Origin of the sequence: Planococcus sp. SSTMD024, assembly GCF_041320495.1 — a bacterium.
Taxonomy (GTDB): Bacteria; Bacillota; Bacilli; order Bacillales_A; family Planococcaceae; genus Planococcus.
The window spans coordinates 521,743-548,187 of sequence record NZ_JBGGNS010000023.1 but is presented as its reverse complement, the minus strand read 5'-3'; the positions used below and the strand labels follow the sequence as shown (position 1 = coordinate 548,187).

Genomic DNA, 26,445 nt, shown 5'->3' with positions numbered 1-26,445 from the left:
GCGATCGGCGCGTTGAAAGGCCCGCTTCACGGCGGCGCCAACGAGCAAGTCATGAAGATGCTGACAGAAATCGGGTCCGTCGACAACGTCGAGCCGGTCATCAAGCAAAAACTCGCGAACAAAGAGAAAATCATGGGCTTCGGCCACCGTGTCTACCAACAAGGCGACCCGCGTGCGAAGCATTTGCGCGAAATGTCGCAAAAGCTCACCGAACTTCGCGGCGAATCAAAATGGTACGACATGTCCGTCAAGATCGAGGAATTGGTGACGAGCGAAAAACCGCTTCCGCCAAACGTCGATTTCTATTCGGCATCGGTCTACCACTCCTTGAACATCGAGCATGACTTGTTCACGCCGATCTTTGCGGTCTCCCGTGCGTCGGGCTGGCTCGCGCACATCCTGGAGCAATACTCGAACAACCGCTTGATCCGCCCGCGTGCGGAATACATCGGGCCGGGCATACAGACCTACGTGCCCGTTGAAGAGCGTTAATAAAGGATTACCCAAAGCTTGAGCCCCACCTTTAAATAGGTGAATGGTTCAAGCTTTTCTAATTGTAAAGGCAGCCCGCTATAGTTGTTACATGGTTTTCATTGTGGCTATAATAACAGGAAAGACTGGCCTGAGAAATTACTAGAAGGAGGCGTTACCATGAACGATACAAAGATCGGCTGGAAGCTGGAGAATAGTTATGCAGACCTGCCAAAAACCTTATATGCGCCGATGGAAGCCAACCCGGTCACCTCACCTAAACTCGTTATCGCAAATAAAGCATTGGCAAATACACTGGGCTTGAATCCGGATCAGCTGGACAGCCCCGATGCGCTCCACGTGTTTGCGGGAAATCGTTTTCCAGAAGGCAGCTTCCCGCTCGCCCAAGCCTATGCCGGCCATCAATTCGGCCAATTTACGATGCTCGGCGACGGCCGGGCCATCCTGATCGGCGAACAGCATACACCGGACGGCAAGATTTTCGATATCCAATTGAAAGGCGCCGGCATCACACCCTTTTCCAGAAGCGGAGACGGCCGCGCGGCACTCGGGCCCATGCTGCGGGAATATATCATCAGCGAAAGCATGCATGGACTCGGGATTCCAACGAGCCGAAGCTTGGCAGTCGCATTGACAGGTGAAAAGATCCAGCGCTACTCTGCAGAACCTGGAGCGATCTTGACGCGGGTGGCTTCGAGCCATATCCGCGTCGGCACTTTCCAATTTGCAGCGAAATACCGTTCGACTGAAGATTTGAAGGCGTTGGCGGATTACACGATCAAACGGCATTTCCCGGATATCACCGGGCCTGACCGCTATATCGAATTATTCCGCCGTACAGCGCAGCGGCAAGCTTCACTCATCGCAAAATGGCAGCTTGCCGGTTTTGTCCACGGCGTCATGAACACCGACAATATGACGATCAGCGGTGAAACGATCGATTATGGCCCGTGTGCTTTCCTGGACCGCTACGTTGAATCCGCGGTTTTCAGCTCGATCGATGCCGGCGGCCGTTATGCCTATCGGAATCAACCACTTATCGGAGGGTGGAATTTAGCGCGTTTTGCAGAATCCTTGTTCCCCCTCTTGGATGATCGTCCTGAAGAAGAAGCTCTTTCTTCTCTACAGGCAGCACTTGAGGAATACGTCAGTTTGCAAAAGCAGCTGTATTTGGCAGGCATGCGCGAAAAACTCGGCTTGTTTACCGAAATGCCAGAAGATGAACAATTGATCGAGGCATTGCTGGAAGTGATGCAGGAAAAGCAAGCGGATTATACCAACACGTTCCGTTCCTTGACCTTCGAAGCAGTTGAAGAGCCTCAACTGGCAAACGACCCTGCTTTTAAATCCTGGAACAACCGCTATAAAGCCCGCCAGCGAAAAGAAGGCCGCTCAGCACAAGAAATCCAGGAATTGATGAAAAACCGAAATCCGGCTGTCATCCCGCGCAATCACCGCGTCGAAGCGGCACTGGAAGCCGCAACGCAAGGTGATTACGAAGTGATGGAAAAGCTTCTGGATATCCTTCGCAATCCATATGCCCATTCCGAAGAGCAGCAGCCCTATACGGCCGCTCCGCCGCCTTCAACGCCTCCGTACCAGACCTATTGCGGAACATAAAAAAATCCCCAGCCTTTTCATCGGCAGGGGATTTTCTCTATTGCGCTGGTCGGTACAATCACTGTCCGTCAGTGACTTCAGTGACGCTGACCATTTTGACTTCGTCCATCTTGAATTGGTAATACGTATCGTTATCGCCGATAAATTCGCGGAAATCATCCGCATCCAAACCGCTGACCGCTTGTTTCGGGGTATCGGCTTCGACGGTGCTGACCGCTTCGACGCCTGCGCCGAAATGGTAAACGACGCGGAATTTTTTGGTTGATGCCATAATTATTGGATTCCTCCTCAAATGCTTGTCTGCTTTAGGTTTACCCGATTTTTTAGGGAGTATTCACCTTAGCCATCATTTTCTCATTCCTGCTAAAAATAATGGAATCCCTTTACTTGGGAAAGCATTTGATCTACACTTTAGCCATCGGGAAAACCCGACACTTAAAACCGCATACCGTTTTTCTGCACTGGGGGTGCATATTTTTGCTGAGATGAGAGCTTTCGCTCCGATCCCTTATGACTCGATCAGGTTAGGACCTGCGTGAGGAAGTGCGGTGACTTTCCGACATGACTACGAAATATGGAATAGTGGCTGCATCTTCACGGATGCGGCTTTTTTGTGCATATTTTTAGGAGGGATTCCATATGGAACCATATTCATGCGGCACCAGCCCGATTGTCGGATTTCGCTTTTCCTTGCATCCGATGAGCGGCAATTTCATCAACATTATCAAAGGCGCGTTAAAGGACACCGATACATCCAATGTCTGGATGCAAACCGATGATGTCTCCACCGTCATCCGCGGCAAACAACAGCATGTCTTCAATGTCGCAAAGGCGCTCACTCTTCATGCGGCGAAGACACAGGAACATATCGCCCTGTCCGGCACCTTTTCAGCTGGATGCCCAGGAGATACTGCGGGAGATGCGTATTTGGACGCACCCGATAAACAGGCAAACGAAGACGGCAGCAAGCAATATGTTTCCTCCCAATTCGCGCTTTACCCAATGAACAACCCCGGCTATATGGATGTCATCTACCGCGAAGTGGAACGTGCGAAAGAGTTCGGCGTATGGAACGATTCCATGCATTATGCTAGCGGCATCCACGGAGATATTCATGAGGTCTTTTCTTTTTACGAAACGAGCTTTTCCAGCGCGCGTTCCGATCGATACCCCCACCTCGTGATGACTATATCCATGAGCATCAACAGTCCATCACACAAAACAGGCGGTGAAGATCGTGCTTAGAGAATGGAAACTGAAAGAAATTGTCCTCATGTCATTATTTGGCGTCGTGTTCGGCATTGTCTACCTGCTATTTTTGCACATCGGCAACTTATGGGCAGGCGTCATCGGGCCGCTCGCCTATGAGTGGATGTTCGGCATTTGGTTTATTGTGTCCATCATTTCGATGTACATCATCAGGAAACCCGGTGCCGCTTTTTTGCCAGAAACCTTGGCCGCTGCCATCGAAGTGATGCTTGGCAATGCGATCGGCCCAAGGCTTATCCTCTCAGGCATCATCCAAGGGCTTGGGGCAGAAGCAGCGTTTGCACTGACACGCTATCGGCATTTCCATATCGGTATCTTGATGCTTGCTGGTGCAGGCGCAGGAGTTTTCAGTTTCGTTTACGGCTATTTCCTATCGGGCTATGCTGCCTTGGATCCTTCTTTTGTTGCCTTGATGTTCACGCTGCGCGTAGCGAGCGGGGCGATCATTGCCGGCATTGGCGGCAAGTACATCGCTGATGCGCTACTTGCAACCGGGTCACTCCGGGGCTATGCCATCACGAAGGCGGAAAAAGGCGATGTCCGTGCCTAATCCGATTTATCAATTGGACGACGTCAGCTTCCGCTTCCCCGAGTCGGCACAGCCAACTTTGCATTCTATTACGCTGGCGATCCATCCACAAGAACGCGTGGTCATTACAGGGCCAAGCGGATGCGGGAAGTCCACGCTACTCTATGTGCTGAACCGGTTGTATCCGCATAATTGCGACGGAGAAGTTTCTGGAAATGTCCGGATCTTCGGCCGTGCATCACAAGAATATGAACCTGGTGAAGCTAACCGGAAAGTCGCAACGGTTTTTCAAGATCCCGACAGCCAATTTTGCATGCCGACGGTCGAAGAAGAACTGGCGTTCACTTTGGAAAATCTTCAAGTGCCCCGGGAAGAGATGCCAAAACGCATCGACCGGATTTTGCGCATGACGGGGCTGGACAATATGCGCGATGGCGTCATTCAAACTTTCTCAGGCGGGATGAAACAACGCATCGCTACAGCTTGTGCCTTGATTATGGAGCCCGACTGCTTGTTGCTCGATGAACCGCTCGCCCATCTCGATCCGCTGACGGCGAAAGAGTTTGTCGCTTGGCTGGATCAATTGCAACAGGAGCGCGGTCTTGCGGTCGTCGCCGTGGAACATAAGCTGGAACTGTGGGATGAATTTTTCGACCGGGAGATTAGCCTTTCAGAAAACGGCGCCATCCTGAAAGACCAAGCTTACACCAAATGGAATGCGCCTTTCCTGCCGAAACGCGAGACGGCCAAACAGCCAAAAGTCTTGTTTGAGGCAAAGGATGTATCCATTATACAAGCTTCAAAATCTTTGCTGCGCGGTGCCGGCTTGCAGCTTTATGCGGGTGAAGTGATGGTCATTGCAGGTCCGAACGGAAGCGGGAAATCAACTTTGCTGAAAGCTTTATGCGGCATCATGAAACGCGATAGCGGGACGATTTCGGGAGAGTTTGCCGGATTTGTCCCACAATCGCCCGAGCAGCTGTTTCTGTCGAAGACTGTAGAAGAGGAATTGTCGTATTCCGGAAATTCCTCTTCTCACGATGTGAAAAATCTGCTCGAGGCGCTTTCTTTGGAACCTATTGCTCATGCCCATCCTTTTTCCGTGAGCCATGGCCAAAAGCGCCGTGTGGCTATCGGCGCGATGCTAGCCGACCGCCGCCAAGTCCTGCTGCTAGATGAGCCGACAGCAGGGCAAGACCTCAAGGCATTGAGGGAGCTCCATCACCAAATCACTTGCCGGGCCCAAGACGGCTGTGCATTGGTCGTGGTGACGCACGATATGAATTTTGCCATGAGCATAGCGGATACGATCTGCCTGATGCGAGACGGCAGATTATCCGATCCGCTTGAACCACAAGAGCTTTTTTCAAGCCCTGCCCTGCTGGCAGAGCACCGCCTATATTGGCCGGAAAAGGAGAAATGCTATGCGACGTCTTTTACATGAAATGAACCCCAGCTTGAAATTTCTTGCTGTCACAGCATGTATGCTGGCGCTCGCGTTTTTTTTCAACCCTTGGACACCATTGATGTTTTTTTTAGGCATCGTATTGATGCAATTGCTGTTTAGCCAAACCAATTGGAAACTTTGGTTACTCGTTATGCTGCCTTTTGTAATCGGCGCATTCGGTTATTTCTGGACTACCTTGGTGTTCGGCGTGTCTGGCGATGGCCCTGTGTTATGGACAATCGGCATGATCGAAATAACCGCTCAAAAATGGGAGCATGCCTGGTCATTGTCGTTACGCGTCCTGGCGTTTTCAAGCATTTCGTTATTGTTTGCCTTCACGACTGATCCGGTCCGTTTTATCCAAAGCTTGATGCAACAGGGAAAACTGTCTCCAAAACTTGCTTTCAGTGTGCTGATCAGCTATCAATTCCTTCCAGTTATAAAAACGGAATTTGAGCAGTTGCGGCAAGCTCACCGCCTCAGGGGTCCGGGAGCGAAACCTACGCCATTCAAACGAATAACAGCCTTGCGCCGCCTGCTCATCCCCCTGCTTGCCGGTGCTGTCAGAAAAGCCGAGCGCGCCGCCTTCGCGATGGAAGCGCGGGCATTTACCGGCGCAGCAAGGTCTCATTACAGGGAAATTAAGCTTGGGCACAAGGATTATGCATTGCTTGGCATGTTTCTATTTGTGCTGGCCATAAGTTGCAGCGCTGTTTTTGGACATAACTAAACGACACCCCCGCAGTTGGATCGTTCACTGCAGGGGTGTCGTTTTAGTTAACATAATAAAATTATTTAAATTTAGTGGTGGAAGTTATCAGCTGTCAATCTTGCCGTATGTGATTTCGTCCTCATCCTGTACATCGAAGCCGTTTTTCACGTGGACAATGGTCCGTAAAATCAACTTGGCATTCACGTTCTCCAGCACCCATCGCTCATCCGGGACTATTTCAAATTGCTGCATGACGGTGTTCTTCGATTTTACCGATCCGGCAAATTCCAAGCTTTGCTTGGCAACTGGCGTTTCATAGAAATCGAAATCGCTGTCTTCCCGGTAATCTTCCACTAAGCGAATCACTTGCAGTTCAATATAATCGATTTCCTGATCGCCGCCTCCCCCGTCCAAGTAAACCGTGCCGTTCAAGGTTTCGCCTTCTTCAAGATGCGGCCTTTCCACTACCGTGTCCACTTTGACCGAACCGATGCCGATCGAAGATAAAAAGTCTTTGAATTTCATAAAAATCTCTACCCCCAAAATTTGATAATTCTCCATACCACTTTTTCCTTGCCCGTAAACTGCAGCCCTAAAGCTCGGTGTAATCGTATTGTTTGTCCAAATCTGTCTCATACCGGTTATAACGCCGTTTGAACAGCTTGTACAGATGGCTGACGATGACCCGCAGCAGCGCATACATCGGGATGCCCAGTATGACCCCAACGACGCCAAATAAGGAACCAGCCGTCAACAAGACAAAAATGATCGTTACCGGATGGATGTACATCGTCTTGCCCATCACTTGCGGGGAAATCAAATTGCCTTCCACCAGCTGGACGACGGTCCACACAATCGCGAGCTTCACGAGCATGAACGGCGAGGTAACGAGTGCAATGATCGCAGCGGGCGTAATCGCGATTGCTGGGCCAATATAAGGAACGATACTGGTCACCATCGCCAGCGCGCCGAGCAAAAGCGCATAATCCATGCCGATGATCAGAAAGCCGATATAGACCATTACGCCAATGCAGAAAGCGACAATGAGCTGGCCTTGGATATAAGCCCCCAGTTGCTTGTCTGCGTCCTTTAAAACTTCTCTTGTATCACCCCGAAATCTTGGCGGCAGCAACTTCAGGAAATAGCCTGGAAGCTTATCGCCATCCTTCAATAGGTAAAACAGGATGAACGGCACGATGACAATCGACAGGATAACCCCCGTAATGGTCGAAATCCAGCTCGTGACGCGCGTGATGATGCCCGTCACAGTCGCTTGCAGTGTATCCGCGATGCTGGCCGGCAAGGTGGCGATCAAGGCTTCGATATTGAAGCTTGAATCCCGGTAATAATCACCGACTAAAGAATTGCGCAAGAATTGGTCAATATTGTTCAATAAGCGCATGAAATAATCCGGAAATTCCTCGATCAAGTTCTGGAACTGTTCCCTTAAAAATGGAAACACCAGGACGCTCAGCAAAGTCAAGAGCCCGATGCCCCCTAGGAAGATAATGAGAATGCCCCAGATTCTTGGAATTTTAAAACGTTCCAGAAGACGCAATACCGGCCGCAGCAAGTAATACAAAATAAGAGCCAGGACGACCGGCAAGACAACCGTTTTCATGAACACATTGAGCGGATTGAAGATAAACGATACTTCCCTGAAGATGAACACGACAAGCCCGATCAAGATCAAAATTAATAGGGTGAAGAGCGTATTCCTGCCGCCGAGAAAGCGAATATAGTTGGTAGCGAAAAACGGTGGTCTATTGTCATCTGGCGGCATGGCGATCCCCTTCTTTGTATAGGCTTCTACCTGTAGTTTAGCATATTATCTGACAAATTAGTCGAGTGGCTGGGACAAAAATTCTTCCAGCGCACGGCGGTTTTGCTCTATATCGATTTCAAGAACCGAGCCGGCTTGCGGGTAATTTGCATAGCTGTATCCGCCTTCCACCGGAATCGTCAAGCGTTCGATTTCGCCGCTGCCACCGGTACCAAGTTGTGTCGCCAACTTGATTTGGTCGACCAAAGGCATATCGGTCTGCACATAGCCTTGTGCCGCTCCTGCAAGCTTCGGCAGTTTCGGGATCGACGACACGCTGATCAATTCATCTTTTAAGGCAGCGATCACTTGCTGCTGGCGGCGGACACGGCCAAAGTCGCCTTCATTATCCGACCGGAAGCGCGCATAGCCGAGCAGTTCTTGTCCGTTCAACTGCTGGACTCCCGGAGATAAGGTCACCCCGATCTTCTCGGACATCTCTTTTTCAACATCGATTTCCACACCGCCTGGCGCTGCGATATCGACGAGCGTTTCAAAACTCTTGAAATCGACAAGTGCATAATTATGGATTTCGACACCGAACATCTCACGCAAAGTCGACGCCAGCAAGTCGACACCGCCCAAATAATACGCGGTATTCAATTTATAGGATTGATAGCCCGGAATATCTGCATAAATATCACGCATGAACGACGTGATCTTCACTTCATTGTTTTCACGGTCATGGGTCACCATCATCATCGTGTCCGTACGGGACTGCTCTTCCCCACGCGAATCCACCCCGAGCACGAGGATATTCTGGTACCCGCTATTGTCTTCGTCTCCTGAAAATGGTTCCGGTTCAATCTCCGTTTCGCCGGCTATGTTTTGCCCTTGTTGGTATTGGATAAAAAAATAGATTCCTGCGCCGAGCAATAAAATGATCAATAATAAGAAAAGTTTGCCTCTCGGGCGGAACCGTTTCCGTTTTCTTCTCTGCCTCGTTTCGTATTGTTCTTCCATGATGTTTACATTCCTTTCTGAGCTGTAGCAATTGATTAGACGCATATGAATGAAGACAGGTTTCCCTTCAATACGTTTTTATTGTCTGTGCTTGGCTGGAGTGGTAAAATTCTTCTTATTCTCAGGCGCTATTTTCCATCTCTGACCGAACATCCAGCCGGCTCATGTCCAAAGCTGGGTGTCCGGATGGAGGGTGGCTGCCAGTTTAATAGATAGAGGGAGGCAATCCGATGTTTGAAAAAGCGACATTCGCTGGCGGCTGTTTTTGGTGCATGGTCAAGCCCTTCGATCAATTCGATGGCATTGAATCTGTGGTTTCTGGATATACAGGCGGCCATTTGGCGAATCCTTCATATGAGCAAGTAAAAAGCGGCCATTCCGGCCATTTGGAAGCAGTCGAAATTACCTTTGACCCTGCGGTATTTCCGTACAAGCAATTACTGGATATTTTTTGGCAGCAAATCGACCCAACCGACAATGACGGACAGTTCCAAGACCGCGGGGCTTCCTATCGCCCGGCCATCTTTGTCCACAATGAAGCGCAGCGGCAAATGGCGCTTGCTTCCAGAAAACAGCTCGACGCAAGCGGCCGTTTCGATAAGCCGGTCATCACTGAGATTCAAGATGCGGAACCTTTCTATCCGGCAGAAGAATATCACCAGGATTTTTACCTGAAAAATCCCGAACATTATGCACAGGACCGCGCCGAATCCGGGCGCGATGAATTTTTGACTGCTGCGTGGAAGAAAGCCGACGCTTGATGCGCCGGCTTTTTCTAGTTGTGTAAAACCGTGAGCACCGCTTTGCCATTTCTGCTCTCCACAAGGTTTCTATATTTTTTATTGACAGATTATTCACTTAGTTTAAAATCAGGATACGCGGGTCTTCCCGCCACACTGCGTTAAACAGGAGGCATCATTATGCAATGGCTCAGCACATTGGACATCTTTTTCGTGCAATTGATCCTTTTTCCGCCGATTGTCATTCTGCTTGGCGTCTCATCCGCTATCCTAGCCAGCCGGATATTCATCGGCCCTCTCATCACGCTCGTTTCAGCGCTTGAACTGAATTATTGGTATTTCTCAACGATCCTTCCGGAGGCGGATATCCCTCCGATGATGATTGCTTCATGGGCCATTCTGTTCCCGCTTTTGTCGCTATATTTTTCATGGCTGGCGCTCGCCCCGCCCCATAAGCAAACCATCAAGGCTTTCGATTGAGCAAATAAGCAAACATGATCATGAAAAAGACGAATGCCAGGAACAGCCACAAAGTGATATCGTGGTTTCCTGTCTGGTCATAAACCACTCCGATGACAAAAGGCATGAATGCCGAAATCAAATAACCGCCGGATTGGGTCATTGCAGCCCAACTGTTCGCTTCGTCAGCTGAATCCGTGGCATCGAGGGGCAAAAGCAAAGCAATCGGAAACAAGCCGCCAAGCGCCACGCCGATCGAGGCGGCAGCGAGCCACACCGCCCAGGTTCCCGCTAGCATCAATAACAGGATGCCGGCAGTCCCGAACGCAAGCACAGCCACTACCCATAGGAAACGATTCGGATAACGGCTGAATAACAGCGGGATGGAAATATTGCAGACGATCTGTACCGCTGTCATGATCGTGACGACCGCGCCAGCTGACAAGACGCTTAAGCCTTTATCGATCGCAATAGGCGCAAGCCATGTCAGCATCGAGAAAAAGAAGGCTGATTGGAAACCGAAAAACAGCAGCATATACCAAGCTTTCAAGTTTTTCCACGGGCTGACGCTAATCGGCACGGGACCGTCCGGCGCCTTTTGCACTTGTGCCTTCGTCTCAGGCATCCTCAGCCACATGATGAGGGCAACAACCGCCAAGCCTGACCAGACCGCAAGCCCCGCCGGCCACCCGGATGCAGCATAGACAACGCTCGTGAGCCCTGCGGCAAGTGTCGCACCGAGCCCCATGCCGAATGAATAGACCCCAATCAAGGAAGCGGTCCGGTTTGGGAAATCCCGTTTGATCATCGCTGACAGCATTGGCCCGATGATTGCGATGGCGATGCCGATGAAAAATGAACTGAGCAATAAATTGAAATAACTTGGCCAAAAGCCACGCCCTAAAGTAAAGACGCCGATGACGGCCAGTAAAAAGCCGATGGAACGCTTCAAGCCGAACCGGCGGTTGAAGATGATGGCAAACGGCGCGAACAGCCCCATGCACAGCACAGGTACAGCGGTCAATAAACTGACTTGCCCATTGGTCAGCCCGAGATCGGAACGAATCGGCTCGAGCATCGGGCCGATCGAAGAAATGGCCGGCCGCAAATTGAGCGCCACTAAAAGGATGGCGAAAATGACACCGGTCAAGGCCGCTTTTTTCCTGTCTTCCCTCATATTTCCTCTCTCCTTCTCCTTCAGCACCAAACTTGTGTTCCTGCTGCCGCTTACCTTAAAATAAGATTGGAAAGGCGGGGTGCTGGATGAAGCTCATAAATTGGAGCTACGCAAAACGATACAACATTAAAGCCACGTTTGATGAATTTCCGCACGTCGTCGTGCTGTTCCGCCAGATCGGCGGCTATTACTTTATTTTCTCGATGAAAGGCCTGACGCCGGAACATGTTCCGGGCAGGCGCGAATATGTACAGATGGAATACCTTTTGAATAAGGAACTCGGCCAATTGGATGCTTATCTCCGCAGAAAAAACCGATAACGTTTATCCTTTATTAGTTTAGCCGACAAGGGCTTTGAACGCTACCGGTTTCGGGCGGATTCGTGTTATACTATTCATATTGTGAATTTTAGGAGGACGAATAATAATGATAGCAGTAAACGATGTATCCTTGCGTTTCGGCGACCGCAAATTATTTGAAGATGTCAACATCCAGTTCAACCCGGGCAATTGCTACGGCCTCATCGGGGCGAACGGCGCCGGTAAATCGACGTTCATCAAAATTCTTGCCGGCGAACTTGAAGCACAATCCGGAAATGTTTCTATGGGCTCTGGCGAACGCCTCGCCGTATTGAAACAGAACCACTTTGAATATGAAGAGCATGCGGTTCTTGAGACAGTCATCATGGGCCATAAAAAACTCTACGAGGTCATGTCTGAGAAAAACGCCATTTATATAAAAGAAGATTTCTCCGACGAAGACGGCATGCGCGCAGCTGAACTCGAAGGCGAATTCGCGGAGCTGAACGGCTGGGAAGCTGAATCCGAAGCCGCCATCCTCTTGCAGGGCCTTGGCATTTCCGAGGATCTTCACGACAAAAAAATGGCCGAACTCTCCGGGTCCGATAAAGTCAAAGTGCTTTTGGCACAAGCTCTATTCGGCAAACCGGATGTTCTGCTTCTGGATGAGCCGACCAACCACTTGGACTTGAAAGCCATCCAATGGCTGGAAGAATTCCTGATCAATTTTGACAACACTGTCATCGTCGTGTCGCATGACCGCCACTTCCTCAACAAAGTGTGTACGCATATCGCCGACCTTGATTTTGGGAAAATCCAGCTCTATGTCGGAAACTACGACTTCTGGTATGAATCCAGCCAATTGGCAACTCGCCTGGCATCCGACCAGAATGCGAAAAAAGAGGAAAAGATCAAAGAGCTTCAAGCCTTTATCGCCCGTTTCTCTGCCAACGCATCGAAATCCAAGCAGGCGACGTCACGTAAGAAAATGCTCGATAAGATCGAGTTGGACGATATCCGCCCATCTTCCCGTAAATACCCGTTCGTCAACTTCACCATCGGCCGCGAAATCGGCAATGATGTATTGACTGTTAAAGACTTGAGCCAAACCGTCGACGGCAATCAATTATTGAACAATATCAGCTTCAATATGAACAAAGACGATAAAATCGTCTTGATGGGCGACCCATTGGCGAAATCGGCGCTCCTTCGCGTACTTGCTGAAGAAGACGAGCCGGCTTCCGGTTCTGCCCGCTGGGGTGTCACCACTTCACGCGCCTACTTGCCGATCGACAATACCGAATACTTCGAAGGCAATGAAACTTCTTTAGTGGATTGGCTGCGCCAGTACTCGCCAGAAGATGAAAGCGAAACTTTCCTTCGCGGCTTCCTCGGCAGAATGCTGTTCTCGGGTGAAGAAGTGAAAAAGAAACCTTCTGTTTTATCCGGTGGCGAAAAAGTACGCTGCATGCTATCGAAAATGATGCTGTCGCATGCCAACGTACTGCTATTGGATGAACCGACCAACCACTTGGACCTTGAATCGATCCAAGCCTTAAACAACGGCATGATCGCCTTCAAAGGCGCCATGGTCTTCACTTCCCATGACCATCAATTTATCCAGACCGTGGCCAACCGCGTTATCGAAATCCAGGAAGATGGCTCGATTCTCGACAAGCAATTGACCTACGATGAATTCTTGGAATGGAAAGAAGCTCAAGGCATCGCCAAATAGCATCCTGACACGTAAAATCCCGCAGAAACGGCTGTTTCTGCGGGATTTTTTATGTGTTTTGGGTTTATTTCAGGAAGCGTTTCACGGCTTTCCCGGCTGGCAATTTCGCTGCCCACCGGTCCCCGGAATTCGCCAGTTTGCTGAGTACTTTCAAAAGATCTTCGTCTCCTGCCCAGTGCTCTGTCACCACTTCTTTCGGGAATCGGTTCAACACCGTGTTGATGACGTACACTGCGACGATGACATCGTCCATGAATCCGCCTGGCCCGACGAGAATTTCCGGAAGTAAATCGATCGGCGCCATGAAATACAGCACACCGGCGCCAACGTAAGCTTTGCTTTTCTTATCGATCCGGCTGTCCAGCAGCAAACGGGTCAATAAATGGAAAAGGTCCGGTGCAAATAACACGAATTGGCCAGCGGAATCCAGTTTTGGCGATTTGTTCTCCAGCCAATTGTGCACCCTGACACGAAGCTTTTGATAGAAATCCCGTTGTTTTTCTTCACTTGGCAATGGCTTCTTTAAATATTCGTTAACCATATGTGTTCCCCTTTCGTCCAGCAATTAGAAGACTAATGTGACGTTCGTCGCTACCCGTTCCTTGCCGGGAGCCCCGTCGTAAATGGTAAATTCAACGTGCTGGTTTGGCACAAAACGGCGGAAGCCGTCTTCGTTGATATTGATTGTTTCGAAATAGAACAATTCGCCCGTATCACCTTCGATATAACCGAACCCTTTATCGTCATTAAATTCCTTGACTTTTCCTTGCATGGATAAATCCCCCTTTATCATTCTTGGCAATCTACTTTAGATATACCCGAAAGAGCGGGAATATTAAACAAGGGTAAGCTCCTTAAAAAATCCATCAAAAAAGAACTGCCGCAATGGCAGTTCTTGGATTGGAGAATTAAAGTTTAGTTACGTTAGTAGCTTGAGGTCCGCGGTTGCCTTCCTCTACTTCAAATTCTACGCGCTGTCCTTCATCAAGCGTTTTAAAGCCTTCGCCTTGAATCGCTGAGAAGTGTACGAATACATCGTCGCCGCCTTCAACTTCGATGAAGCCAAAACCTTTTTCTGAGTTAAACCATTTTACTGTACCTTCTTGCATCTTAAATTACCTCCTGTGGTAAAAAAAATTTTTCAATATGCGAACTTTCATAAAAAAATTCACATATTCCCAAAAGTACCGACACGTGCTGATCACTTTTGGGAATATGTGAATAGCTGTTGCGGAAGTTCGTATGTTGAATTACCTTAATTATATCAAATTGACTATAAAAGTCAAACAAATCTAAAAACTTTCTGAATTTTTTCCAAACTATTTTTTAACCTCTCTAAAAAAACCTTATAAGCATTATGCCAAATTTATGGGAAATTGTAAAGGATTAATGCGTTCAATAGCCGAGGGTCCGGAAGTTTGTATTGGCTCTCCTGTTCACGTAAAATAAAGGATAGAGATGCGCATAATGAAACTTTTTCCTGCGCCGCACGTATAGTTTAGTAGCCGTTAAGGAGGTTAAAGCATGAAACCCATTAAGCCGATCGAAAACTTCATCAAAAGACAATCGGTCAGCCTCCCTCTCATGTCCGCCATGTTCCCGATTCTTTATCTGGGCGCGGAAATCGGGCTGCTTGCTTCCGGTGCTGTTGCAGCCGGCACATATTTTGCCAGCAATACGTCGATGAAGCAATACCAGCTGTCGAGCGACTCCAAGCAGCTCGGCATGACCAGAAGCGAGTACCGGAATATCCGCGTGCAGCTCAAGGAAGGCAAAGAAAAAATCAAAACCTTGCAAAGCCAATATTATAAAGTGCGATCCATTTCCTCTTTCAAGCAATTGATGGACATGGTCAAAATCGCCAATAAAATCCTGCTCATCGTCCAGCAAAACCCGCGAAAGTTCTATCTGGCTGAGCCGTTCTTTTATTCACACCTGGATTCAGCCATCGAATTGACCGGCAAATATACATTATTGGTCGGGCAGCCTGTCAAAGACATGGAGATGCGCATCGCTTTGCAGGAAACACGCGAAATGCTGCGCTCATTGCAGCATGTGATGGAAGCCGACCTGAAGCGCGTGCTGTCTACGGACGTGGAGCAATTGCGCATGGAACTCGATTATGCGCGGCTCGCTGTCGACCAGCACAATACGAGGACGATTGACCAGCAACAGCAAATCGAACATAAAGGAGACATGGAAAATGACCAACAATCAGACGAGAAATGAGTTGGATGAGCTACTTGGCACCCCTTTTGGCATGGAAGAAGCATCCCGGCAAACACAATTAGCGGAGACAGAAGGACAGCCTGTCGCGCTGCTCGACCGCCTGAGTGCCGAAGAACAGGACAAAGCCCGCGAATTGGCCAAGCAAATTCCGACCGGCAACCGCGAAGCCATCCTCACTTACGGCGCCAATGCACAAAACCAGCTGAGCCAGTTCTCGCATAAAATGCTCGATCACGTTCAGCGGAAAGATATCGGGCCTGTCGGGGATGTGCTCCATGACCTGATGAAAAAGCTCGAACAGCTGAACCCGGAAGAATTGACCCAGAAAAAGCAAAAAGGGCTGCGCAAAGTGTTTAACCGCGCGAAGTATTCCGTCCAGGAAATGATGAGCAAATACCAGAAGTTAAGCACGCAAGTGGACCGCATCAGCGTCCAGCTCGACCATTCAAAACGGGGATTGTTGGAAGATGTCCAGATGCTCGAGCAATTATACGACCAGAACAAGACCTATTTCCAGGCCTTGAACGTCTATATTGCTGCAGCCGAAATCAAGCGGGACGAGATTATGAACGAAACGATTCCCGCATTGCGCAAAAAAGCAGAAGCATCCAACGACCAGATGGCCTATCAGGAAGTGAACGATATGGTCCAATATGTCGACCGTTTGGAAAAACGCCTGTATGATTTGCAATTGTCGCGCCAGATCACCATCCAAAGCGCCCCGCAAATCCGCATGATCCAGCAGACCAACCAAACGCTTGCAGAGAAAATCCAATCGTCGATCATGACGTCGATTCCGCTATGGAAAAACCAGATTGCCATCGCTTTGACCTTGAACAAGCAAATGAAAGCGGTCGAGGCGCAGAAACAAGTAACCGCCACTACTAATGACCTGCTGTTGAAAAATTCGGAAATGCTTAAGATGAACTCGATCGAAACGGCACGTGAGAACGAGCGCGGCATCGTTGAAATCGAGACCTTGAAGCAGACCCAGGAGAATTTGCTTGAGACGATCGAAGAAACCTTGAAAATCCAAGCAGAAGGCCGCCGCAACCGAAAAGCGGCAGAGCTTGAAATCGGCCGCATGGAAGAAGACTTGAAGCAACGCCTGCTCGCCATCCACGATGGCCAGGAAAAGAACTGACAAAAAACCCTTCCGCAAAAAATTTGCGGAAGGGTTTTTTAGGTTCTTCACTACAAAGCCTGGACGACCAAATGCAAGGTGCGTTTCAGTAACCGCAGCGTCTGTTCGACAAATTGCTCCAATGAATCGGCACTGACCGACTTATTGCCGTACAGCATCCGGTAGAACGCTGCTTGTTCCTCGCTCGTCGCCTCACCGCTCAAAAACAGGTGCATCACTTCGATGCCCATTTTCTCGGTTTCCGAAACGGCTTGAGCCGTATCGATAATGCCGTTGTCGGCATAATTATAGGCAGACGGCTCGCCGTCCGAAAACACCAGCATGAAACGGTGTTTCTCCGGACGCTGTTTCAGGCGTTCAGCCATCCAGCGAATCGCAAAGCCGTCGCGGTTGTCTTCATGGGCATCGAGCGAAAGGATTTCAGCTGCATGGTCTATTGTCCCGTCGGTGAATTTATGCAGCCATTCGAAGTAATTGGGCTGTTTGTCATCTCCTGCCTCATAGGCATCTTCATAAAATACTGCAATTTCATGCGGAATGTTGAGCGCCCTGAGCACATCGTGGAACAACAATACCGACTGCTTCGTTTCGTCGAGCTTGTCGACCATCGAAGCGGAGCCGTCGATCATCAAGCTGAAAACCGCATCCAATTGTTTCGATGGGGCGGTTTTCCGGTAGAAAGGCTTGGGCCGTTCGTCGGTGACGAGCGGCAGCAGGTTTTTCGACAGGCGGCCGGCATGCAAGTTCGTCCGGTGGCTTTCAATTCGCTGCTGCATGCGCTTTTGCATTTCCTTCAGCAATGCGCGCACATATGGTGCTTGTTCGCTCCGCCACAGCTGCAGTTGCTGGCGGTCGAACGGCAAAGCTTCGATACGCGACTCGTAATAGACGACGCCATCATTCGCTGAGCCAAAACGGCTGTTTGCTTTTTTCGGTTTCTTTTCGTCTTTCCTCTGTTCATCAGCGAGATTGTCCTCTCGGTGTTCGCCTTTGGACTCTCCGGTTCCGGTCTGTTCGACTTCCCCGGCGCCTTCTTCTTCCCTGCCCCCATCAGCGAGCTTCGAATCTCCGCGCTCGAGTTCATACTCCAAAGCAGCCGCATCGTTCAATTCGGTTTCACGGTGCCAGGACTGGAACCATTCTTCGATCGTGTCGATCTCCTCTTCCCCTTCGGCCTGTTCTGCCTCAATGCCTTCATGATACCTTGGCGGCGGCATTTTTTCAGCCGGTTCACCAAATGTATAATACGTATGGAGGGCATCCGAACCCAGCAAATATTCCAGCCGCGGTAAGATTTTTTGGACGGTGCGTACGGAATCTTCCGTTGTGTCGGCACTGAATAATTCCGTCCATGCCAGAAATAACGGATCCAGTTCATCACTTAACGATACATCTTTGCCCCGTAATTTTAAGTAGGCGGCATTCAAGAAAGCATCGGCCCAAAAGCCTTTTTTTCGGTTCTGTTCCAGCTGGTCGGAGTGAAAGCCCGTGACGATTTTCTCCCTCACTTCAAATGCTTGCTTCGTTCCAGGGCGCTCCGCTGTGATGCGGTCACTCAAGCGGAATTCTTCCGCCATCAACAGCAACTGCGTGGCAAGTTCCGGCAAGCGGGTCTCCACCTCCCGGAAACGGCGCCACGAACGCATACAGAAATGGCGCCAAAAACCCGCGCTCATCAAATAAATATCCGAAAGATAACCGGCTTGTTCGATTTCCTTTGGCCGGTGGCGCCAGAATACGCTCATCGAAACAGCGCCTTCGGATGGCCGAAATTCCCAAAGCTTCCGGGTCGTCAACCGCAGGTAAGGCGCGGATGACAGTGCTCTCGCAAGCTGTTCCATCCGGTTGAGGAGCCTCGTATCAACCGTTTCGTTATTGAATTGGATAAAGCGATTGATTGAAGTCATCCTGCTTCCCTACTTTCGCCAAGTATTCGCTAAATCCATCAACAAATTCCGTTCGCTTTCGTCGTCCAGTTTTTCCGCAATGGCGTAGCGGACGGCGCGCAGCGCATCGATATGCATCGCGAGCGCAGTGGCGTCCAACAAGCTTCGGATCGATGCAGCTTCTTCTGACATTAGGCCGCTCTCCACTTGCTTCATCAAATCCGCTGCCAAGTTCAACATGAACGTTTTCAGCTCCGTGTCGGCATCCGGAAATTCCCTGTCCCATAGGCCCCGGAGCTGCTCGCCTGACAAGTAGGGAGTTGGATAGGAAATGAATCGGTTTTTTAGCGCTTCATTCATTGGCGATGTTCCGATATACCCTTCATTGATGGCAGCCACTACCGAAAAATCAGGATGTGCCTGGATCACTTCGCCGGTGAATGGATTGGTCAGCATCCGGCGATAGTCGAGCGCACTGTGTAGGATTGGCAAGGTTTCGGCTTTCGCCATATTGATCTCATCGATGTAGAGGATATGGCCATGCTTCATGGCGGTCACGACAGGGCCTTCAACAAATTCGATTGCGCTTTGCCCACCGCGCTGCACCAATGTCTTAAAGCCGAGCAGCGCTTCCGCGTCCAAGTCGACAGAACAGTTGATGCTTTGGATCGGCTGCTGGAACAGCTCAGAAATGCTTTCGGCGAGTTTCGTTTTCCCGGCTCCCGTCGGCCCTTTCAACAGCACCGGTTTTTTCAGCACGACAGCTGTCAGGATATCGTTCCATAAATTTTCATCCGGCGGGATATAACCGCCTTCCCCGATCAGGTTTGAGTCTTCTGCGTGGTCTCGCTGCGTCCGTTTTTTGATTTCCTCATCAATAATTGTCATCTGTTCCACTCCCGTCTCCATAGAAAAAACCGATGGATTCATCGGTTTTTGTCATCACTCGAAATAAGTTTTGTAATAGCCGCCGACTTTACCTGTGTTGTCGACAACAAACAAAAATTCTTCAGTTTCATTTTTCACGTCGTATTGCTGTCCGGGTGTCAGGACATTCGATACTAAAAATTTGTCGGCATCGGTGTGCTTGCACGTAACGGTGCGGACGGTTTCTTTTTCCAGCCAATTGGTATGTATCATCGATATCATCCTTTTCTGTCAATGTAAATGTAATGTTTTCCTGCTCTCTTCAGTATAAGGAAAACTGCCCGGGAATTCAAACTTGCCCACCCTTGCCGCCTTTTCGAACGATGGCCAGATACCCGATCACCCCGATGACCGCGATACTCGATAAGGCAATCAAAAACCATTGCAGATGCCCGAGAATCGCTTCATAGGCATATGGGAAACTGCGGCCCAAAGTGAAATAAGCGAAAGTCCAGACAAATCCGGCAGGCAGCGCGAACAATAAATAGCGCGCAAGCGGAAAGCGGTCAGCCCCCACCACATAAGGCATTGCCCAGCGCACGCCCGGAAGGAAAAAGCTGAAAGCGATCGCCCAATTGCCTTTATGGGCTAGAAACTGCCGGAACCGTTCAATGCCGCTCTGCAGGAACGTCGTCTGCAGCCAACCGATCAAGCGATGGCCGAACAGCCACCCGAGCCCATAGGCGAATAAATTGCTTGTGACCAGCCCGCTATACGCTGATAAAAAGGCCGGAAACGGCTTGAAGTCGCTTGTCTCCGTCACGACGCCTGAAAACGCTGCGGCGAATTCATTCGGAATCGGCAGGCCAAACAGCAATAGCCAATTCACCAAGAACATACTTAAATATCCATATTCCTTCGCCAATTCCCATAAAAAATCCAGCTCCATCAAAATCCCCCGTCTCTATGCCACATTATCCCATAACAAAAGGCAGCCCCGCAATGGAGCTGCCTTGTGGAATGTGGACTTAAGATTCGAGCAATAGGTCTTCTGGGTTCTCGATCAATTCTTTCACTGTTTTCAAGAAGCCGACAGAATCGCTGCCATCGATGACACGGTGGTCATACGATAGCGCTACGTACATCATCGGGCGGATTTCAACATTGTCGCCTACTGCGATCGGGCGCTTCTGGATCGTGTGCATGCCGAGGATCCCGACTTGCGTACCGTTCAAGATCGGTGTAGACAAGAGTGAACCGAAGACACCGCCATTTGTGATCGTGAACGACCCGCCGGTCATATCGCCGATCGACAATTTCTTGTCGCGAGCTTTTGTCGCCAATTCGCCGATGGACGCTTCGATTTCTGCAAAGTTCTTTTTATCCGTATCGCGGACAATCGGCACGACAAGGCCTTCCTCAGTCGACACAGCAATCCCTACATCATAGAACTGCTTCATGAGCACGTCTGTGCCATCGATTTCAGCGTTAACGTACGGGTATTTTTTCAATGCAGCTGTCACTGCTTTGGTGAAGAATGACATGAATCCAAGCTTGACGTCGTGGTCTTGCTGGAATTTATCTTTCTTGCGCTTGCGCAGTTCCATTACATTGGTCATGTCGATTTCGTTGAACGTCGTCAGCATCGCAGTCGATTGCTTCACTTCAAGCAAACGCTTGGCAATGGTCTGGCGGCGTCTTGTCATTTTTTCACGGACCACGCGGCCGCTTTCCTCATCGGAAGAAGGTGCTGCCGATGCAGAAGCTTTCGGTACTTCTTGCTTAGCTGGAGCTGGCGCCGCTGCCGGTTTCGAACCGTGCGCTTCAACGTCCTGGACGCGTACGCGGCCCATTGGGTCAACTGGCGTGATGGAAGCCAGGTCGATGCCTTTTTCACGAGCCAATTTACGGGCTGCCGGGCTTGCGATCGTGCGGTCGGAAGAGGCGCTTTCTTCTTCTGTCGGCGCAGCTTCCTGATCTGCAGGAGCTTCTTGCTTCGCTTCTTCTTTGGCAAGGTCCTCTTTTGGTGCTTCTTCTTTCGGTGCTGAAGCTGCCGCTTCGCCGGAACCTTCTCCGACAGTTGCGATTACTTGGCCGACTTCAACTGTATCGCCTTCTTCTGCGAGCAGTTCCTGGACGACGCCCGCTTCTTCGGAGATGACTTCAACATTGACTTTGTCTGTCTCAAGTTCAACGATGAATTCCCCTTTTTCTACCGTATCGCCCGGCTGTTTCAGCCACTGGGCGATTGTTCCTTCTGTAATCGATTCTGCTAATTCCGGTACTTTGATCTCTGCCACAATTAATTCCTCCTTAAAAGTTCATCATTTCGATTTAGCTAAAGCTTCATCGATGATGCGTGCCTGTTCGACTTTATGTGACTCGCCGTCGCCTTCTGCAGGGCTTTGGCGCTTCATGCGTCCGTAGTATTTCACTTCTTTGCCATCTGCGAGTTCGCGCAAGTAAGGGTCGGCAAATGACCAAGACCCCATATTTTGCGGCTCTTCCTGGACCCAAGCCAATTCCTTGGCATTCGGGTAGCGGTCGACAATCGCTTTGATTTTTTCGGCCGGGAACGGATACAATTGCTCGACACGGACGATATGCGCCCACTCGTAGCCTTTTCCGTCTTTGACGCGTTCCGCCAAATCAATGGCCATCTTACCGCTAGCAAATAGCAAGCGTTTCACTTTCTTCGCATCTTGCCCTGTGCCCGGCTGTTCAATGACTGTCTCGAACTTGCCTTCTGCCAATTGATCGACTTCAGCCCCAACAAGCGGGTGTCTCAGAAGTGATTTCGGCGACACGATGATCAATGGGCGGATGGCTTCTTCGCCAAGCATTTTCGCCTGGCGGCGGAGAATGTGGAAATAGTTCGCTGCGCTGGATAGGTTAGCGACTGTCCAGTTGTTTTCTCCAGCCATCTGCAGATAACGCTCAAGGCGTGCACTGGAGTGTTCCGGTCCTTGTCCTTCATAGCCGTGCGGAAGCAGCATGACCAGGCCGGATTTTTGGCCCCATTTTGCGCGGCCGGACGAAATGAATTGGTCGAACATGACTTGTGCCATATTGGCGAAATCTCCATATTGAGCTTCCCAAATGACTAAAGCTTTGTCGTTTTCAACATTATAGCCGTATTCGAAGCCGAGAATCGATGCTTCACTTAGCGGGCTGTTGTAAACGACGAATGATGCTTTCGAGTCGGAAATGTGGTGAAGCGGAACAAGTTCGTTGCCGTTCTTCTCATCGTGCAGCACAAGATGGCGGTGCGCGAATGTTCCGCGCTGTGCATCTTGCCCTGTCAGGCGGATCGGGTTGCCGTCTTGCAAAATGGCACCGAACGCCAATGTTTCTGCATGGGCCCAGTCGATTTTGCCTTTTCCTTTAAACGGCTCTTCGCGGCGTTTCAAGATGCGCGCCAATTTGCCGAATGCGGAAAAGTCTTGTGGCCACGACAACAGTTCATTGTTCATTTTTTCAAGGATGTCTTTGCCGACGCCCGTTTCGATTTCAGGGAAACCATTCAAGACAGCTTCTGGCATCTCCAATTTCGGATGATCGTCGGATTTGTTTTCTTTTACTTTATCATACGCTTCCTGCATCACTTTTTGGATGTCTGCATCAAGCTTTTTGACATCATCTTCCGAAAGCACGCTTTCAGAAGCCAGTTGTTTTCCGTATAATTCACGGACCGTATCGTGCTTGTGGACGCCGTGGTACATCATCGGGTTCGTCACCAAAGGCTCATCCATTTCATTATGGCCATAGCGGCGATAGCCGATCAAGTCGATCAGGATGTCCTTGCCGAATTTCTCGCGGTATTCAAACGCGAAGCGGGCAACAGCTACAACAGCTTCCGGATCGTCTGCATTGACATGAAGTACCGGAACTTCAAAGCCTTTTGCAGGGTCTGATGAATAATGCGTCGAACGGGAATCGTGCTGTTCCGTTGTGAAACCGATCAGGTTATTGGCGATGATGTGGATCGATCCGCCCGTCTGGTAACCTTTGATGCGGCTGAAGTTCAAGGTTTCCGTCACGATGCCTTGCCCTGGGAACGCGGCGTCGCCGTGTACGAGGATTGAATAGGCTTTTTTCGGATCGTGCGGTGCCAAGCCGCTCTGTGCAGTCATCTCTTGCGCAGCGCGTGTTTGCCCTGTAACGATTGGGCTCACGACTTCCAGGTGGGAAGGGTTATAGGCAAGCTTGATCTTTGTTCCTGCTTTGGAACGGTGTGCAGCCCCCATATGGTATTTCACGTCGCCGAACCAGCCTTTGGTGATTTCAAGCGATCCGTCTTCCGGAAGGAACGCTTCATCGCCGACATGCGCGAACCCAGCGAACATCATTTCATACGGTTTATGGAGAATGTGCGTCAAGACATTCAAACGCCCACGGTGGGCCATGCCGATCATGATGTTTTCAGTGCCTGCCGATTCAGACATGCGGACCAGCTCATCCATCAAAACGACGAGCGAATCGACGCCTTCGATTGAAAAGCGCTTTTGGCCGACGAATGTGCGGTGAACGAACTTCTCGAATCCTTCAACGCGCGTCAAAAGATCCAACACCTGTTGTTTCTTGTCGGCATCGAGTTTCGGCTTCATGTCGCCCGCTTCGATTTTCGACTGGATCCAGCTGCGTTCCTGCGGTTGGATGACATGCGAAAATTCATAAGCAATTTTGTCCGTGTAAAGTGATTTCAGGTAATTGATGGCATCAAGCCCGTTTTTTACCTCGGCTGGGGCGTTTTCCAGTATTAGGGATACGGGGACATCTTTCAAATCCGCTTCAGTCAAGCCGTATTTTGAAATTTCCAGTCTTTCCGTATCCCGCGGCTGGTCTTTTAGCGGATAGATATCCGAAGCCAAATGGCCGTGTGCACGGATGGCTTCCGCCAAATTAACCGCTGCCAATACTTTTTCAAAACGGTTCGGTTCGATTGCAGCACCCGCAGCAGTGCCAGTGGCATCTCCTGTCTGTACGACAGGCTGCTCTGCAGGCGGGCCGTATTGTTTGAATAGCTCTGCAAACTCAGGGTCGATCAATTCAGGGGATTCCTGATAAAGCTCGTACATCTCCATTACGTACCCTAGGTTCGGGCCGGTTATGGAATTCCATGGGGATTTTGTGTCCGGTTGATTGGTAGACATTGAATAACCTCCAACTATTTGCCTTATGGCATTCACTTTTATTTATAGGTCTTTCCTATTTTAGCACGCCCCTCGCCCGACTTAAAGCGGCAGGGCTGTAGCGGTACTGAACGAATTTCCATATCAATCTTACTACTTCCACCGAAAAAAACAATGCTTTTACTTGAAAAGATTCAGTTAAAGCACAATGAAGCGCTTACATGCAGCCAAGGGGGCAGAATTTCCGAATTATAATGGAAGAAACTCATGCTTCGCCGTGAAAACAGACAATGCCCCCGCCTTTTTTCTTCGCTTCATACAGGGCATGGTCAGCTTTTTGGATCAGCTCCTCAAACTCGCTTCCATCTTCCGGATACAAAGCGCTGCCTATGGAGCACGTCGGCGAGAAATGTTGGCCATCGATGACCCATCCGTCTTTCAAAGTTTGCTGGATGCGCGAGATGATGTTTTTGATCTGTCTGCGGCTATTGATCGCGGATATGCCGGGCAGCAGGATGAGGAATTCGTCTCCGCCGATACGCGCCGCCACATCGTGCTTTCGGATGCTGCGTTCAAGCGCGCGGGCAAATTGGTGAATGAATTCATCGCCGATTTCATGGCCGTGCCGATCGTTGATTTCCTTGAAATTATCGCCATCTATGTACAAAACAGCGACTTGGTCTCCCGTTCGGCTGCTCTTGGCTGCCATTTCACGGAAATGCTTGACCATCAACCGGCGGTTCGGCAAATTCGTCAACGGGTCGTGATATGCCATATGATGCAATTGCTCTTCCATTTCCTTGCGGTCGGTGATGTCGAATAAGATGGACAGCATCTGGTAGACACGCCCTTCGACGTCAAACAGCGGAATGATCGTGGCATCCACCCAAAACGCTTGGCCATTCTTCTTCAAGCTGCGCACTTGGCCGCGCCAAATCTCGCCTTTTTTCAAAACCGACTGAAGATGGGCGAGTTGCTGGCCGGACATGATGGCCCGTCCAATCGACTGGATATTCATCCCCGTCAATTCGCTGCTGTCAAAGCCGGTCAACTTCTTGAAATTATCATTGGCAAATTCAATCATACCGGAGATATCCCAGATGAGTACGAGCGCTGCGTAATTCAGTGCATCTTTGTAGCTTTCCAGAATATTCTCCGTCCGTTTCAGTTCATGCTTCAATAATAATTCATTCGTCAGCTCACGGAACACGACATGAAAAGCGCGGATAATCCCGTTTTCCTTGATCAATGAATAGCTGGCCGAAAACTTCGCCTCGCGTCCATCGCTTTTGATCCGGCTCAGGAAAATCGAACTCGCCTTATGGGTACTTGTGCTGTTTTCAAGGAGAAGCTTGCCCATCTCGAAGAATTTCTGCTTGTCCTGCGGGATGTCTTCGTAATTGCGGCCGAGCCATTCCTGCCGTTCCACGCCGAAGGTTTTTTCGTAAGCCGGGTTCATATCGAGGATGGTAAAATCCGCTGAGATCATCAACATCGGATCGACTGAATTCTGGACGAGCGATTGATAGAAAAGATAATCCTCTTCGATTTTCTTTTGTTCGGTCACATCTCTCGTAATCGCCAGCACGTATTGCGCGCCTTCATGCTTGAATGGCGTCAATTCGGTTTCCATCGCGGTCCCGCGGTCAGAGAACAGACTATAGTCCCTGTACAGATGGCGTTCATTGCGCTTGATCGCAATCCGGTATTGCTTGTGGATTTCAAGCGCCAATTCCCTCGGCATGCATTCCTCTACGCTGCGGCCCGTCAAATCGACACCGAAAATCTCCTTGCAGACCGGATTGACCCAAGCATAAACAAAGCCGTTGCCCTGCTGCTGCATGAAATAGACCGGGTCGGCCGCTTTCCCATACAGCATCTCCATTTGCTCTTTCGTAAAAGGTCCCGACATCGAATCCACCG

27 protein-coding genes and 1 riboswitch are annotated in these 26,445 nt (G+C 49.9%); of the genes, 12 read left to right on the top strand and 15 right to left on the bottom strand.

Going from position 1 to position 26,445, the window contains the following annotated elements:
- On the top strand, positions 1 to 492 hold a 492-nt coding region (locus AB9R92_RS17080), incomplete at its 5' end, for a citrate/2-methylcitrate synthase (protein WP_370670611.1).
- Between the two features lie 159 nt (positions 493 to 651).
- Positions 652 to 2,112: a protein adenylyltransferase SelO gene (locus AB9R92_RS17075; protein WP_370670610.1), complete on the top strand. Its 1,461-nt coding sequence runs from the start codon at positions 652 to 654 to the stop codon at positions 2,110 to 2,112.
- Positions 2,113 to 2,170: 58 nt separating this feature from the next.
- Here the strand turns inward: AB9R92_RS17075 and AB9R92_RS17070 are convergent, their stop codons facing one another.
- Complete coding sequence (locus AB9R92_RS17070; RefSeq protein ID WP_121297483.1) at positions 2,171 to 2,383, bottom strand: hypothetical protein; 213 nt, start codon at positions 2,381 to 2,383, stop codon at positions 2,171 to 2,173.
- 182 nt (positions 2,384 to 2,565) lie between these two features.
- Positions 2,566 to 2,671, top strand: a riboswitch (TPP riboswitch).
- Positions 2,672 to 2,751: 80 nt separating this feature from the next.
- Here AB9R92_RS17070 and AB9R92_RS17065 point away from each other — a divergent pair.
- From AB9R92_RS17065 to AB9R92_RS17050, 4 genes are read left to right on the top strand one after another with little or no spacing between them, the layout of a single operon-like run.
- Positions 2,752 to 3,357 carry a YkoF family thiamine/hydroxymethylpyrimidine-binding protein gene (locus AB9R92_RS17065; RefSeq protein ID WP_370670609.1) on the top strand — a complete coding sequence of 202 codons (606 nt, stop codon included), beginning with the start codon at positions 2,752 to 2,754 and terminating at the stop codon, positions 3,355 to 3,357.
- Entirely contained in the window at positions 3,350 to 3,931 is a 582-nt protein-coding gene (locus AB9R92_RS17060; protein ID WP_370670608.1) for an ECF transporter S component, read from the top strand. The genes AB9R92_RS17065 and AB9R92_RS17060 overlap by 8 nt, the downstream gene beginning before the upstream one ends.
- Positions 3,918 to 5,354 (top strand): ABC transporter ATP-binding protein, encoded by a 1,437-nt coding sequence (locus tag AB9R92_RS17055; RefSeq protein WP_370670607.1) that lies wholly within the window; start codon positions 3,918 to 3,920, stop codon positions 5,352 to 5,354. The genes AB9R92_RS17060 and AB9R92_RS17055 overlap by 14 nt, the downstream gene beginning before the upstream one ends.
- Positions 5,335 to 6,087 carry an energy-coupling factor transporter transmembrane component T family protein gene (locus tag AB9R92_RS17050; RefSeq protein ID WP_370670606.1) on the top strand — a complete coding sequence of 251 codons (753 nt, stop codon included), beginning with the start codon at positions 5,335 to 5,337 and terminating at the stop codon, positions 6,085 to 6,087. Before AB9R92_RS17055 ends, AB9R92_RS17050 begins: the two co-directional genes overlap by 20 nt.
- 87 nt (positions 6,088 to 6,174) lie before the next feature.
- Here AB9R92_RS17050 and AB9R92_RS17045 read toward each other — a convergent pair whose 3' ends face one another.
- From AB9R92_RS17045 to AB9R92_RS17035, 3 genes are read right to left on the bottom strand one after another with little or no spacing between them, the layout of a single operon-like run.
- On the bottom strand, positions 6,175 to 6,630 hold the full coding sequence (locus tag AB9R92_RS17045) for a sporulation protein (RefSeq protein ID WP_370670605.1): 456 nt from the start codon (positions 6,628 to 6,630) through the stop codon (positions 6,175 to 6,177).
- A 31-nt stretch (positions 6,631 to 6,661) separates the two neighbouring features.
- On the bottom strand, positions 6,662 to 7,852 hold the full coding sequence (locus AB9R92_RS17040) for an AI-2E family transporter (RefSeq protein WP_370670604.1): 1,191 nt from the start codon (positions 7,850 to 7,852) through the stop codon (positions 6,662 to 6,664).
- Positions 7,853 to 7,909: 57 nt separating this feature from the next.
- On the bottom strand, positions 7,910 to 8,854 hold the full coding sequence (locus AB9R92_RS17035; RefSeq protein WP_370670603.1) for an LCP family protein: 945 nt from the start codon (positions 8,852 to 8,854) through the stop codon (positions 7,910 to 7,912).
- Positions 8,855 to 9,084: 230 nt separating this feature from the next.
- Between AB9R92_RS17035 and msrA the strand changes: the two genes are divergently transcribed.
- Positions 9,085 to 9,615, top strand: coding sequence for a peptide-methionine (S)-S-oxide reductase MsrA (gene msrA, locus AB9R92_RS17030; protein WP_370670602.1), 531 nt, complete (start codon positions 9,085 to 9,087; stop codon positions 9,613 to 9,615).
- Positions 9,616 to 9,774: 159 nt separating this feature from the next.
- The gene (locus tag AB9R92_RS17025) at positions 9,775 to 10,074 is read left to right on the top strand and encodes a hypothetical protein (protein ID WP_370670601.1); all 300 of its coding nucleotides are present in this window, start codon (positions 9,775 to 9,777) and stop codon (positions 10,072 to 10,074) included.
- Here the strand turns inward: AB9R92_RS17025 and AB9R92_RS17020 are convergent.
- Positions 10,058 to 11,230, bottom strand: coding sequence for an MFS transporter (locus tag AB9R92_RS17020; RefSeq protein ID WP_370670600.1), 1,173 nt, complete (start codon positions 11,228 to 11,230; stop codon positions 10,058 to 10,060). The genes AB9R92_RS17025 and AB9R92_RS17020 overlap by 17 nt on opposite strands.
- Positions 11,231 to 11,316: 86 nt before the next feature.
- Between AB9R92_RS17020 and AB9R92_RS17015 the strand changes: the two genes are divergently transcribed.
- Positions 11,317 to 11,550, top strand: coding sequence for a hypothetical protein (locus tag AB9R92_RS17015; protein ID WP_370670599.1), 234 nt, complete (start codon positions 11,317 to 11,319; stop codon positions 11,548 to 11,550).
- Positions 11,551 to 11,656: 106 nt separating this feature from the next.
- Entirely contained in the window at positions 11,657 to 13,264 is a 1,608-nt protein-coding gene (locus AB9R92_RS17010) for an ABC-F family ATP-binding cassette domain-containing protein (RefSeq protein WP_370670598.1), read from the top strand.
- A 64-nt stretch (positions 13,265 to 13,328) separates the two neighbouring features.
- Here the strand turns inward: AB9R92_RS17010 and AB9R92_RS17005 are convergent, their stop codons facing one another.
- The 3 genes from AB9R92_RS17005 to AB9R92_RS16995 form a co-directional block, all read right to left on the bottom strand.
- Positions 13,329 to 13,805 carry a YkvA family protein gene (locus AB9R92_RS17005; protein ID WP_370670597.1) on the bottom strand — a complete coding sequence of 159 codons (477 nt, stop codon included), beginning with the start codon at positions 13,803 to 13,805 and terminating at the stop codon, positions 13,329 to 13,331.
- Between the two features lie 24 nt (positions 13,806 to 13,829).
- Positions 13,830 to 14,036: a cold-shock protein gene (locus tag AB9R92_RS17000; RefSeq protein ID WP_370670596.1), complete on the bottom strand. Its 207-nt coding sequence runs from the start codon at positions 14,034 to 14,036 to the stop codon at positions 13,830 to 13,832.
- 136 nt (positions 14,037 to 14,172) lie between these two features.
- Entirely contained in the window at positions 14,173 to 14,373 is a 201-nt protein-coding gene (locus AB9R92_RS16995) for a cold-shock protein (protein WP_033541967.1), read from the bottom strand.
- 415 nt (positions 14,374 to 14,788) lie between these two features.
- On the opposite strand from AB9R92_RS16995, the gene AB9R92_RS16990 reads away from it, so the two are divergent.
- Entirely contained in the window at positions 14,789 to 15,493 is a 705-nt protein-coding gene (locus AB9R92_RS16990) for a 5-bromo-4-chloroindolyl phosphate hydrolysis family protein (RefSeq protein ID WP_370670595.1), read from the top strand.
- Positions 15,468 to 16,637 carry a toxic anion resistance protein gene (locus AB9R92_RS16985; protein ID WP_370670594.1) on the top strand — a complete coding sequence of 390 codons (1,170 nt, stop codon included), beginning with the start codon at positions 15,468 to 15,470 and terminating at the stop codon, positions 16,635 to 16,637. The genes AB9R92_RS16990 and AB9R92_RS16985 overlap by 26 nt, the downstream gene beginning before the upstream one ends.
- A gap of 50 nt (positions 16,638 to 16,687) precedes the next feature.
- On the opposite strand, the gene AB9R92_RS16980 is transcribed toward AB9R92_RS16985, so the two are convergent.
- The 7 genes from AB9R92_RS16980 to AB9R92_RS16950 all read right to left on the bottom strand — a co-directional run bounded on the left by AB9R92_RS16980 (position 16,688) and on the right by AB9R92_RS16950 (position 26,434).
- Positions 16,688 to 18,544 (bottom strand): vWA domain-containing protein, encoded by a 1,857-nt coding sequence (locus AB9R92_RS16980; RefSeq protein ID WP_370670592.1) that lies wholly within the window; start codon positions 18,542 to 18,544, stop codon positions 16,688 to 16,690.
- A 9-nt stretch (positions 18,545 to 18,553) separates the two neighbouring features.
- Positions 18,554 to 19,411, bottom strand: a complete 858-nt coding sequence (locus tag AB9R92_RS16975) for an AAA family ATPase (protein WP_370670591.1) — start codon at positions 19,409 to 19,411, stop codon at positions 18,554 to 18,556.
- 54 nt (positions 19,412 to 19,465) lie between these two features.
- Positions 19,466 to 19,663 (bottom strand): DUF6501 family protein, encoded by a 198-nt coding sequence (locus AB9R92_RS16970; RefSeq protein ID WP_370670590.1) that lies wholly within the window; start codon positions 19,661 to 19,663, stop codon positions 19,466 to 19,468.
- A gap of 76 nt (positions 19,664 to 19,739) precedes the next feature.
- Positions 19,740 to 20,339 carry a DedA family protein gene (locus AB9R92_RS16965; protein WP_370670589.1) on the bottom strand — a complete coding sequence of 200 codons (600 nt, stop codon included), beginning with the start codon at positions 20,337 to 20,339 and terminating at the stop codon, positions 19,740 to 19,742.
- 79 nt (positions 20,340 to 20,418) lie between these two features.
- Positions 20,419 to 21,690, bottom strand: a complete 1,272-nt coding sequence (gene odhB, locus AB9R92_RS16960) for a 2-oxoglutarate dehydrogenase complex dihydrolipoyllysine-residue succinyltransferase (protein ID WP_370670588.1) — start codon at positions 21,688 to 21,690, stop codon at positions 20,419 to 20,421.
- Between the two features lie 24 nt (positions 21,691 to 21,714).
- The gene (locus AB9R92_RS16955; protein ID WP_370670587.1) at positions 21,715 to 24,543 is read right to left on the bottom strand and encodes a 2-oxoglutarate dehydrogenase E1 component; all 2,829 of its coding nucleotides are present in this window, start codon (positions 24,541 to 24,543) and stop codon (positions 21,715 to 21,717) included.
- A 244-nt stretch (positions 24,544 to 24,787) separates the two neighbouring features.
- The gene (locus AB9R92_RS16950) at positions 24,788 to 26,434 is read right to left on the bottom strand and encodes a diguanylate cyclase domain-containing protein (RefSeq protein ID WP_370670586.1); all 1,647 of its coding nucleotides are present in this window, start codon (positions 26,432 to 26,434) and stop codon (positions 24,788 to 24,790) included.
- Between the last annotated feature and the right edge of the window lie 11 nt (positions 26,435 to 26,445).